Origin of the sequence: Haloimpatiens lingqiaonensis (assembly GCF_901447495.1) — a bacterium.
Classification (GTDB): domain Bacteria; phylum Bacillota; class Clostridia; order Clostridiales; family Clostridiaceae; genus Haloimpatiens; species Haloimpatiens lingqiaonensis.
This window is the reverse complement of the sequence record NZ_CABDWS010000085.1, coordinates 1-12,203: the sequence shown is the minus strand read 5'-3', so window position 1 is coordinate 12,203 and position 12,203 is coordinate 1. Positions and strand designations below refer to the sequence as shown.

General features: G+C 28.7%; 10 protein-coding genes and 1 pseudogene. All 11 read right to left on the bottom strand.

The genetic code is table 11. The features are described from left to right. A pseudogene (locus tag FGK85_RS13095) lies at positions 1-495 on the bottom strand (AI-2E family transporter); the annotation flags it as partial. A gap of 503 nt (positions 496-998) precedes the next feature. Then, complete coding sequence (locus tag FGK85_RS13090; RefSeq protein WP_138207334.1) at positions 999-1,799, bottom strand: phosphatidate cytidylyltransferase; 801 nt, start codon at positions 1,797-1,799, stop codon at positions 999-1,001. Positions 1,800-1,809: 10 nt separating this feature from the next. Continuing rightward, positions 1,810-2,589 carry an isoprenyl transferase gene (locus FGK85_RS13085; protein ID WP_138207332.1) on the bottom strand — a complete coding sequence of 260 codons (780 nt, stop codon included), beginning with the start codon at positions 2,587-2,589 and terminating at the stop codon, positions 1,810-1,812. Between the two features lie 50 nt (positions 2,590-2,639). Next, complete coding sequence (frr, locus tag FGK85_RS13080) at positions 2,640-3,191, bottom strand: ribosome recycling factor (protein ID WP_138207330.1); 552 nt, start codon at positions 3,189-3,191, stop codon at positions 2,640-2,642. A gap of 14 nt (positions 3,192-3,205) precedes the next feature. Beyond that, positions 3,206-3,916 carry a UMP kinase gene (pyrH, locus tag FGK85_RS13075; protein ID WP_138207328.1) on the bottom strand — a complete coding sequence of 237 codons (711 nt, stop codon included), beginning with the start codon at positions 3,914-3,916 and terminating at the stop codon, positions 3,206-3,208. 99 nt (positions 3,917-4,015) lie between these two features. After that, positions 4,016-4,933, bottom strand: a complete 918-nt coding sequence (gene tsf, locus FGK85_RS13070; RefSeq protein ID WP_138207326.1) for a translation elongation factor Ts — start codon at positions 4,931-4,933, stop codon at positions 4,016-4,018. An 85-nt stretch (positions 4,934-5,018) separates the two neighbouring features. Next, the gene (gene rpsB, locus FGK85_RS13065; RefSeq protein WP_138207324.1) at positions 5,019-5,720 is read right to left on the bottom strand and encodes a 30S ribosomal protein S2; all 702 of its coding nucleotides are present in this window, start codon (positions 5,718-5,720) and stop codon (positions 5,019-5,021) included. A 385-nt stretch (positions 5,721-6,105) separates the two neighbouring features. After that, a complete protein-coding gene (gene codY / locus FGK85_RS13060) occupies positions 6,106-6,882 on the bottom strand; it encodes a GTP-sensing pleiotropic transcriptional regulator CodY (protein WP_138207322.1) in 777 nt (258 codons plus the stop codon). A 193-nt stretch (positions 6,883-7,075) separates the two neighbouring features. Further along, on the bottom strand, positions 7,076-9,154 hold the full coding sequence (gene topA, locus FGK85_RS13055) for a type I DNA topoisomerase (RefSeq protein ID WP_138207320.1): 2,079 nt from the start codon (positions 9,152-9,154) through the stop codon (positions 7,076-7,078). A 47-nt stretch (positions 9,155-9,201) separates the two neighbouring features. After that, positions 9,202-10,287 (bottom strand): DNA-processing protein DprA, encoded by a 1,086-nt coding sequence (dprA, locus tag FGK85_RS13050; protein WP_138207318.1) that lies wholly within the window; start codon positions 10,285-10,287, stop codon positions 9,202-9,204. Positions 10,288-10,407: 120 nt separating this feature from the next. Beyond that, complete coding sequence (locus FGK85_RS13045; RefSeq protein ID WP_138207316.1) at positions 10,408-11,934, bottom strand: YifB family Mg chelatase-like AAA ATPase; 1,527 nt, start codon at positions 11,932-11,934, stop codon at positions 10,408-10,410. Positions 11,935-12,203: the final 269 nt, after the last annotated feature.

The following is a 12,203-nucleotide window of genomic DNA, read 5'->3' as shown; positions in this document are numbered from 1 at the left end:
ATCTAATATACCACATACTAATCCCAAGGCTATAGGGTGTTCTATTCTTAAAATAAAAAATCCCAATATAGTTTCTATAGTAGTAATTATAACTAAACATATCTCTATTTGTAAAATACTATTAAGAGTATATATCTTATTTTTTATATTCATATAATTTTTTTCAGTAATCAGTTCTTTAATATATTTTTCTAAAAGATTTTTATCCGTTAATATAAAATATACTATCACATTTCCAATGAAATAAGCTAAAATACCCTCAAAGGTATAAAAAGCACCTTTTTTTATAAATGGATTGTTGCATATATTCCATATTATATTTTTTATATTATTTAAAAACAGTTCTATGTCTTTTATATTTACAATTGGGGGTATATTAAATCTTTTGTTAGATAAAATATACTCAAGTTTAAACACATCAACATTATTAAATATAAAATTTCCAACTGATAAAATAACTAAAAAAAATAATATATTAATAAATAGTATACTCATGAAAGCATTTATCTTATTATTAAATATTCTGTGTTTGCAAAAAAATTTATATAGAGGATTTGAAAAATAAAAAATAATTACTATTGTAAAAAATGGCTTAAAATATTTTTTTATTAGTAATGTCAATAAAACAAAAAGAAATAATAGCAAAATACATTTAATTAGTTTTTTATATCTCTCCAATATATTTTCTCCATATAAGTGTTATATAATAATATATTCTTTATATAAATATATATTAATTTATTTTCATCTTATTATTTTGATTTTGTATTTTTAAATTTTTGATTTGCTTGGTTTACTTTTAATTGTAAAAACATAATTTTAATTATGTAAACTAACTTTGTGCAACTTTCAATTATCAATGGTAAAATTACTCTATATTAGATATTGAATATAAAAACTTCAGCTCCAATTAAAAAGAAGGGAAAAAACTGATAGTAACAAGTGGCAGAATACTAGATACAAAAAAAACGCCAAGTTCTATAACTCAGCGCTTTTTACTATATAGCAATAATTATGCTTATATAAGAATAGACAATTACTGATGCAAATAGTATACTATCAAATCTATCTAAAATTCCTCCATGGCCAGGTATTAAGTTACTGTAATCTTTGAGACCTACCAATCTTTTAATAGATGAAGCTACCAAATCACCAAATTGACAAAATACCCCGCACAGTAATCCTATAAATATGAAATGATATATTTCTATATTTATTCCTAAGTTATGTAAAAAAAAGCCGTACACTCCACAAGCTAATGTACTTCCTAATAATCCTCCTAAAGAACCTTCGATACTTTTGTTAGGACTTACCCTTGGATTTAATTTTCTCTTTCCAAAGTTTTTTCCTACATAATATGCAGTTGTATCGCATAACCAAGAGGATAAAAATACTAACCAAATAAGATAATTTCCATGTGGCTTTTGTTCAATTAGACTTATAAAACTAAAAAATACCGCTACATAAATAAATGCTAATATCGTAATACCCACATCAATAAAATTGTGTTTTTCACTTAAAACAGGTATACATAAACATATGAAAGTAAAGATTGAAATACTTATTAAAAATATATTGCTAGATTCAAATTTATTTAAAAACAAATAATATAAAATGCAAAATGCATATGCAAATACACTTAAAGCATTTATATTTTTTTGTTTTGAAGCATTAAAAAATTCATACATACCCATAAGTGATAATGCTAATAATAAAAACTTAAGTAAATTTCCCCCAATAAAAAGAAATATAAGTAATGGTGCTAAGATTAATGCTCCTAAATAACGTTTATTTTTCATATTCCCCTCCTTATTTTATTCCTCCAAAACGCCTGTTTCTATGCTGATAGTCATAAATAGCTTCGTATAAATTTTCTCTAGTAAAATCAGGCCATTTTATATTTGAATACCAAAATTCAGAATATGCACATTGCCATAATAGAAAATTGCTTATGCGCTGCTCTCCACTTGGTCTTATAATAATATCTGGATCTGGCATTCCAGAAGTATATAAGTAATTTGAAAGTGTTTCATCTTTAATATCTTCTTCCTTAATTTTTCCTTCATTTAAATCGCTATACATATTCTTAAAAGCCATTATTATTTCATCTCGTCCACCATAGTTTAGGGCTAAATTTAAAACAAGTCCTGTGTTATTTTTTGTTTTTTCATAAGCTTTTATCAACTCTTCTTCGCATATTCTTGGCAATTTAGAAATATTACCTATACTATTTATAACTACATTGTTAGAATTTAATTCTTCAAATTCATTTTTAAGATACTCCACCAATAGTTTCATAAGTGCATTAACCTCATCCTTAGGCCTCTTCCAATTTTCCGTAGAAAAGGCATACAAGGTTAAATATTTGATTCCTAAGCTATTACATGCTTTTACTATATCTCTTATGGTTTCTACTCCGGCTTTATGCCCCATTGTTCTAGGTAAATTCTTTTCTTTTGCCCATCTTCCATTGCCATCCATTATTATAGCTATATGTTTGGGAATATTATTTAAATCTAATTTATCTAGAATGTTTTTTTCATTTTCTTCTCTTAATTTTTTTCTATTTTTAAAAAAAAGGAATTTCATGAGGTACCCCCTTCTATATAATTAAACCTGCACTAATGCAGGTTTAATTACTATAAAGACATTAAGTCCTTTTCTTTTTTATCAATTATATTATCTATTTCTTTTATAAATTTGTCAGTTTCCTTTTGAATCTTTTCTTCCAAAGTCTTAGCTTCATCTTCTGGTATATCTTTTTTCATTTTCTTAACTTTGTCATTACTATCTCTTCTTAAATTTCTTATAATTATTTTGCTATCTTCGCCCATTTTCTTAACAGTTTTAACTAATGCCTTTCTAGTTTCTTCTGTTAATTCAGGAACCATTAATCTAATAACAATTCCATCATTTGAAGGATTTATTCCTAAATCTGACATAAGAATAGCCTTCTCAATATCTTTCATTGTATTTTTATCCCATGGTTGAATTAATAAAACCCTTGGTTCTGGAGCAGATATATTTGCCATTTGATTTAATGGTGTTGGTGTACCATAATACTCTACACTTATTCTATCTAGCATTGAAGGATTAGCTCTTCCTGCTTTTAAAGTAGCCAAATCCCTTTTAAGTGCCTCAACTGTCTTATTCATTTTTTCATCTAAATTTTTAATTAACTCATTACCCATAAAAATCCTCCTTACTATTTTGATATTATTGTACCTATTTTTTCTCCTAAAACAACCTTTTTTATGTTTTCTGGACAATCTAATCCAAATACTATTATAGGTATATTGTTGTCCATACATAAAGATGTTGCAGTTGAATCCATAACTTGAAGACCCTTATCCAATACATCTATATATTTTAGTTCATCATATTTTTTAGCATCTTCATATTTATGAGGATCTTTATCATAAACACCATCTACTTTTTTTGCTAATAATATAGCTTCAGCTTCAATCTCTGCTGCTCTTAAAGCTGCAGTTGTATCTGTTGAAAAATATGGATTCCCTGTGCCAGCTGCAAAAATTACCACTCTTCCTTTTTCTAAATGTCTCATAGCTCTTCTTCTTATAAAAGGTTCCGCAACCTCTCTCATTTCTATAGCAGTTTGAACTCTTGTGTTTACACCCATGTTTTCCAAACAATCTTGAAGTGCCAATGCATTTATACAAGTAGCCAACATACCCATATAATCTGCAGTAGTTCTGTCCATTCCTTGACCATTTCTTCCTCTCCATATATTGCCGCCACCTACTACAGCACCTACTTGTATGCCTGAATCAACTAATTCTTTTATATCCTTTGAAATTTTATTGGCTATATCAAAATCAATTCCGTAACCTTTTTCTCCCGCTAAAGCCTCACCTGAAAGTTTTAACATTATTCTTTTATATTTTGCAGCCTTCATATACATTATACCTCCAATTTTCAAAAAAATGTATAACTATCTATTTATTGTTTTAAAAAAAGAGAACACGCAGTGTTCTCTTCTGTTCTTTAGCTAGCATTATCCCTGCATTTGTTTTTTAACTTCTTCTGCAAAGTCTTCTTCTTTCTTTTCAATTCCTTCGCCTTTTTCAAATCTAGCAAATTTGTTTATAGATATTGTTGCTCCTACTTCTTTAGATTTTTCAGCTAATAATTTTTCTATTGTATAATCAGAGTTTTTAACCCATACTTGCTCTACTAAACAGTTTTCTTTATAATATTTATTTATTCTTCCGTTTACCATTTTTTCAGCTATATTTTCTGGTTTTCCTTCATTCATAGCTTGAACTTTGTATATTTCTTTTTCTTTTTCTAATGTTTCAGTATCTACGCCAGTTCTATCTAAGAATAATGGATTTACAGCAGCTATTTGCATAGCTATATCTTTTCCTAATCCAGCTAAAACTGGAGAAGATTTTTCACATGCTAATTCTACAAGAACTCCTATTTTCCCGCCACCATGTATGTAGCCTTCAATAGCACCATTTTCAATATTCATTTTAACAAATCTTCTTATAGACATGTTTTCGCCTATTTTAGCTATTAAAGCAGTAAGTCTTTCTCTAACTGTTACAGTTTCATCATCAACAAATTTTTCTTCTAATAATTCTTCAACAGTGTTTAAATTTGAATTTGCAACTTGCTTTGCAACAGCATCAACGAAATTAACAAATTCTTCGTTTGCAGCAACAAAGTCTGTTTCACAGTTAACTTCAACCATTGATGCAACTTTAGCATCTTCTGATATGTAAGTCTTAACTAATCCTTCTGCAGCTATTCTTCCTGCTTTTTTAGCAGCAGCAGCTAATCCTTTTTCTCTTAATAACTCTATTGCCTTTTCCATATCTCCGTTTGTTTCAGTTAGAGCCTTCTTACAATCCATCATTCCAGCTCCAGTAGTTTCTCTAAGTTCTTTAACTTGTTTTGCTGATATCATCTTTATTCCTCCCGTTCATATTTAATTCAAAAGGTAAATGAATTCTTCATTCATCTACCTTTATTTTGAAGTTGTATCTTCTATTTTATTCAGCTAATTGCTCGCCTTGTCTTCCTTCGATAACTGCATCAGCCATTTTAGCAACTATTAATCTAACGGCTCTTATTGCATCGTCATTACCAGGTATTACATAATCAACTTCTTCTGGATCACAGTTTGTATCAACTATGCCTATAACAGGTATTCCTAATATTTTTGCTTCTAATACAGCATTTTTTTCTTTTCTTGGATCAACAACAAATAATGCTCCTATATTAGAAATATTCATTTCCTTTATTCCGCCAAGGTTTTTCTCTAGTTTCTCTTGCTCATGCTTAAGATTAGTAACTTCTTTCTTTGGAAGAACATCGAAAACTCCTTCTTCTTCCATTTTTCCCAACTCTTCTAATCTACCAATTCTTGTTTTTATTGTTTGGAAGTTAGTAAGCATTCCGCCTAACCATCTATTGTTTACGAAGTGCATTCCACATCTTACTGCTTCTTCTGCTATAGCTTCTTGAGCTTGTTTTTTTGTACCTACAAATAATACATCTTTTCCTTCTTCTGAAATACTTCTAATTACTTCATAAGCTTCGTCTACTTTTTTTACAGTCTTTTGTAGATCGATGATGTATATTCCATTTCTTTCTGTGAATATGTATGGAGCCATTTTAGGGTTCCATCTTCTTGTTTGGTGTCCAAAGTGAACTCCTGCTTCTAATAATTGTTTCATTGATATTACTGACATTAAAATTACCTCCTGTTTGGTTAATCCTCCATTATCTTATATTACATAGCACCATACGGCACCGCGCCATGCAAAATGGATAATGTGTGTATTTTCTCCTTATGTAGTATATCATATGTAAATAGCGTATTCAATATTAAAATTTAATATTTTTAAAAAATATACTGAATACAATTTTTTTAATTATTATGAGCCTAATTTTACACATTAGAAAATTACCCCGTTAGGTGGCAATCATAGTATATAATATTTCTAACTTATTTATTCGCTATATGGAGCGGTGAATAAATTATGCCCTTTTATACTCCAAGATAAACAATTAAGGGTTTCGGACATTTTCTAAAAAAAATGTGGGACATAGCCCACATTTTTTTACTATTTACTTTTATTTTATTTTCTTTAATTCATCTAAAAGCTTCTCATTTAATATTCTAATATGAGTACCTTTCATTCCTAAAGATCTTGATTCAATAACTCCTGCACTTTCAAATTTTCTTAATGCATTTACTATTACAGATCGTGTTATTCCAACCTTGTCTGCTATTTTAGATGCTACAAGTAATCCTTCACTTCCATCTAATTCATTGAATATATGCTCCACAGCTTCTAATTCTGAATAAGATAAAGTTCCGATGGCTAACTGAACTACTGCCTTTTTCCTTGCTTCTGCTTCTATTTCATCTTGTTTTGATCTTAAAATTTCCATACCAACTATAGTAGCACTGTACTCTGCAAGTACTAAATCATCATCTGTAAATGATTTATCAAATCTACCTAAAAGTAATGTTCCAAGTCTTTCTCTATTTCCAACTATAGGAACTATTGTTGTAATTTTATTATCAAGGTCGCAATCTTTTCCATCTTGAAAAGCACATATACCTTTATTTCCTAGATTAGCTTTTGTTTCGCTGAATTCAAGCAGTTTATTGTTATAGTCCTCTGGAAATCTCTTATCTTTAAGTATCATATCTTTAACTATTTCACATTCAAATCCACTTGAAAAATTATGTCCTAATATTTTACCTTTTCTACTTATTACATATACATTACAGTCTAAAACTTCACTTAATATTTTACATATATCATCAAATGCAACTGGTTCTGTACCTGTCTTTTGTATTATTCTATTTATTCTACGTGTTTTCTCTAATAACGCTGCCATTTAAATTAACCTCCTTATAATTTATCTAATCCTATACGGAACTTGAATTCTTTTTAAAGAATATTTAGAATTATTTTTTTCTTTTGAAATTTTAGAATTATTATTTTCACTAATTTATGATAACATATACTTAGTGGCATTTCAACATGATTTTTATTAATTTCGACATTTTTATATAATTATGCTAATTTTTTTATTCTTCCTTTGAAGGTTCCTTGTGACCACAAGCGTCATTTGAACACTTATAATATTCACCCTGAGTTTTATTGAATCTTTTGGTCATATAATTTCCACATTCAGGGCATTTTTTATTTACAGGTTCAAACCAACTTACAAAATCACAATCTGGATAATTGCTGCATCCATAAAAGGTTCTACCTTTTTTACTTTTTCTAACAAGTATTTTTCCACCACATTTAGGACACTCTACATCTAATTCTTTAACTATAGGTTTGGTATTTTTGCAATCTGGGTATCCTGGACACGCTAGAAAATCTCCAAATCTTCCGTGCTTTATAACCATAAACCTCCCGCATTTATCGCATTTTATGTCGGTAACTTTATCCTCTATGGTAATTTTAGCTATTTCTTTTTCAGCTATATCGATATCATCCTTTAAAGGTGTAAAAAATTCATCAACTACTTTTTCCCAAGTATCATTTCCTTCTTCTATGGAATCCAATCTTTTTTCCATATCTGCAGTAAATTCCACGTCTACTATTTGTTTAAAATAGTTGCACATAATATCATTAATTATTATTCCTAATTCAGTTGTAATTAATGCTTTCTTCTCTCTCTCAATATATTTTCTATCTAATAATGTAGATATTATTGGTGCATAAGTACTTGGTCTTCCTATTCCATTTTCCTCTAATATTTTTACAAGAGTTGCTTCAGTAAACCTTGCTGGTGGTTGTGTAAAGTGTTGAACTCCTTCTATATCTTCTGTTTCTAATTTATCATTTAGTTTAAATTCTGGCAGTTTTTTTAATGAAGTTTCATCAGAAGAATTGTATACCCTAGTAAAACCATCAAATTTTATTGTAGAACCTGAAGCTTTTAATCCATAATCACCATTTTTAATATCTATTGATACTGTATTCATTATACAAATAGCCATTTGACTTGCCAAAAATCTTTCCCATATTAATTTATAAAGTTTATATTGATCTCTTTTTAAGCTTTCCTTTATTTCTTCTGGATTCAGTTCCACATAAGTAGGCCTTATAGCTTCATGAGCATCTTGTATGTTTTTATTTCCTTTATTGTCAACTTTCTTTGAATTTTCGCCTACATACTCTTCACCATAATTACTTTTTATATATTCCTTAGCTGCAACCTTTGCTTCCTCGGAAATTCTTACGGAATCAGTTCTCATATAAGTTATTAAACCCACAGTACCATGTGACTTTACATCTATTCCTTCATATAATTGTTGCGCTAATGACATAGTTTTTTTGGTTGAAAAGTTTAGTTTTTTATAAGCTTCCTGTTGCAATGTACTTGTAGTAAATGGAAGAGGTTGTCTTCTCTTTTTTGTGGATTTTTTAATTTCATTTATTATAAAATCCTTATTTTTTAATTCTTTAATTATTTTATTACACTGCTCTTCATCTCTTATTTGAATTTTTTCATTTTTATAAGCATTCAATTGTACATCTATTTTTTTATTGTCTTTTGATAATTCACATTCCACTGTCCAATACTCTTCTGGAACAAAACTTTTAATTTCACCTTCTCTATCGCATATAATTTTTAGTGCAACTGATTGTACTCTTCCTGCACTAAGTCCCCATTTAACTTTTCTCCACAATATTGGACTTATTTCATATCCAACTAATCTATCTAGAATCCTTCTAGCTTGTTGAGCATTTACTAAATCCATGTCTATCTTTCTTGGTGTTTTTATTGCATTTTTTACGGCATTCTTAGTTATTTCATTGAATTCTATTCTGCATTTTTTTTCACTATCCAATTTTAATGCATTAGCTAAATGCCATGAAATAGCTTCCCCTTCTCTATCAGGGTCAGTAGCTAAATATATCTTTTCACTTTTTTTTGCTTCTTTTTTTAATTTATCTAGAAGTTCACCTTTTCCTCTTATGGTTATGTATTTAGGTTCATAATTATTATCTATATCTACTCCCAATTTACTTTTTGGAAGATCTCTAACATGTCCCATAGATGCTGTTACTTTATAGGTTTTCCCTAAATATTTTCCTATAGTCTTAGCTTTAGCTGGTGACTCTACTATTACTAACTTCTGTCCCATCTTATCCCCTCCAATAGGTAATTTTACTAACTATTATGCTCACGTGTCTATATATTATGAATTCTAACGTAATAATTTCCAGATAAACACATTATTTCATTATTAAACTGCATTTCAAATAATACATCATATAATTGACTTATGTCAATATGGCATATTTTTATTATGTCGTCAATATGAATAGGACTATCCCCTATTAATTTAGATAATTTAACATGTATTTCATTGGATTTATGTCCCTTATCCATAATTTTTTCCTCTATAAAACCACCTATATAATTTTCTTTCAATAAGTTAAATACATCCTGAATATCTACAAAAGGATACGCTCCTTCGCTTATTAATTTATTAGTACCTTTACTTTGCGGAGAAAATATAGACCCTGGAACCACAATTACATCCTTTCCCTGTTCCAAAGCACAATTAGCAGTTATAAGTGTTCCACTTTTTTCTCCAGCTTCAACTACAATTAATATTTTACCTAAACCACTTATTATTCTGTTTCTTATTGGGAAATTATAATTATATGGTGGCGTTCCAGGCAAAAATTCAGACACTATACATCCCTTATCTATTATAGAATAATAAATTTCCTTATTTGTTTTAGGATATATTATATCTATTCCGCAGCCTAAAACTGCACAAGTATATCCTCCAGCTTCAATACAGGCAGCATGTGCATTTGCATCAATACCCTTTGCCATTCCACTTATTATACCTATATTATTTTTAGTTAATGCTTCCACTATGTATTTGGTACATTGAATTCCATAAAAGGTACAATTTCTAGCCCCCACTACTGAAACTGTTTTAATTTTGTTTAAAATCTCTATATCTCCTTTATAAAATAAACTAAAAGGGGCATCTGAATACTTTTTTAAATTAACAGGATAGTTTTCATCATTAAATTTTACAACTTTTATATTCTGGTTATTAATATTTTCTAAAGAATGCTCTAATTTATCTTTATTCCACGCATCTTTCAAACTTCCTTTTATATTATTATTTAAATTCATATCATTTTCTATACAATAATACCATACTTCTTTAGAAGTTTTAAATTTTTTAAGTAATTCTATCTTTATTTTACTAGATATATTAACACAACTTAACCATAAATCATATAAATCCATTGGAATCCCTCCTAAAATATTACTAAAAGTTTATATAAAAACTTTAATTTGTTAAATTTTTTTTAATTTTTTAGTTTCTATTAATTTTATTATTTAAAACTACTTTATTTCTTATTAGTTTTAAATTATTTTATCATTTATAAATCTTCTATATTGGATAGCCTCCACCAAATCTATTTCCCCTATATTAAAACTTCCTCTTAAATCTGCTATAGTTCTAGCAACTTTTAATATTCTACTGTACGCTCTTGCACTTAAAGAAAATTTAGAATATACCTTTTCTATTAATGCACTACCTTTTTTATCTAAATTGCAATACTTATTTATATCTTTCACATTCATCTGAGCATTAGTAAATATCATATTATCTTTAAATCTAGAACTTTGAATTTCTCTAGCCTTTTTTATTCTTTCTCTTATGCTTTTAGAATCTTCAACCTTTTCACTCCTTTTTATATCTATATACGATAGGGAATTAACATAGGAAAACACATCAATTCTATCCAGTAGTGGCCCTGAAAACTTATTCAAATATCTTTCTCTAACATAATCTGCACAGGTACATTCTCTTACTCCAGATGAATAATAACCACAGGGACATGGGTTTAACGCAGCTACCAACATAAAATTAGCAGGATACTTTACACTGCCGTTATATCTTGAAATTACTATTTCTCTATCTTCTAGGGGCTGTCTAAGCACATTTAATACATTCTTATCAAATTCAAGTATCTCATCTAGAAAAAGCACACCATGATGTGCTAATGATATTTCGCCGGGCATAAGTTCTTTCCCCCCTCCAACTAGTGCAATTTTGGAAGTAGTATGATGTGGACTTCTAAAGGGTCTTTTGGTAATTATACTTTCATCTTTATCTAAATTACCTGAAATACTGTATATTTTTGTAACTTCAATTGCTTCCTCATATTTCATTGGGGGTAATATTGAAGATATTCTTTGAGCTAACATAGTTTTACCTGAGCCAGGAGGTCCAAATAATGCTATATTATGTCCTCCTGCAGAAGCTACTTCAATAGCTCTTTTAGCACTTTCCTGCCCTTTTACATCACAAAAATCTAAGTCATTGTCATAATCCTCAAATTTTTCCTGGCAGGCTTCATATGGTAATAAATCTCTATATTGAATATAGTTCACTACTTCCTTTAAATGCTTAAATGCAAATATATCTACTCCCCTTATTAAGCTACATTCTTCTGCATTATCATAGGGTACTAAAAATTTTTTAATACCATTATCCATTCCTTCCATAACTATTGGTAGAGCTCCCCTAATCCCTTTTAACTCTCCATCTAAAGATAGTTCACCAATAAATAAATATTTATCTAATTCCTCACAACATATTTGATTTGTTGCAATAAGAATACCTATTGCAATTGGTAAATCCAATAAGGCTCCTTCCTTTTTCAAATCTGCAGGAGCTAAATTTATAGTAATTCTACCTATAGGAAACTGATACCCGCAATTTACTATAGCAGCTCTTACTCTTTCTTTAGATTCTCTAACAGACACATCTGGAAGCCCTACTATGTTAAAACATGGTAATCCATTGCATATATGTATCTCAACCCTTACTATATTTCCTTTTATACCACTAAGACTGGCAGTATTAATATTTGTAATAGCCATATTTTTACCTCCATTTTTAATAAGATAGTGTAAAGTTTTTTTACACTACTTTTCTAATTTTTTCTTTATATATCAAGGGTTACAGAATTTTTTTGAATAAAAAAACAATGACCCCCTTTTTTCTGTTATAATTGAATCTGCAAAAACCAAAAATAACATGAAAGGATGTCATTGCTATGGATTCAATTATAACTTATTTAATTTCCTATAATCAATATCTTTTAAAAATAATTTATCAATTACTTATGTTTATTTGTAAATACATTCCT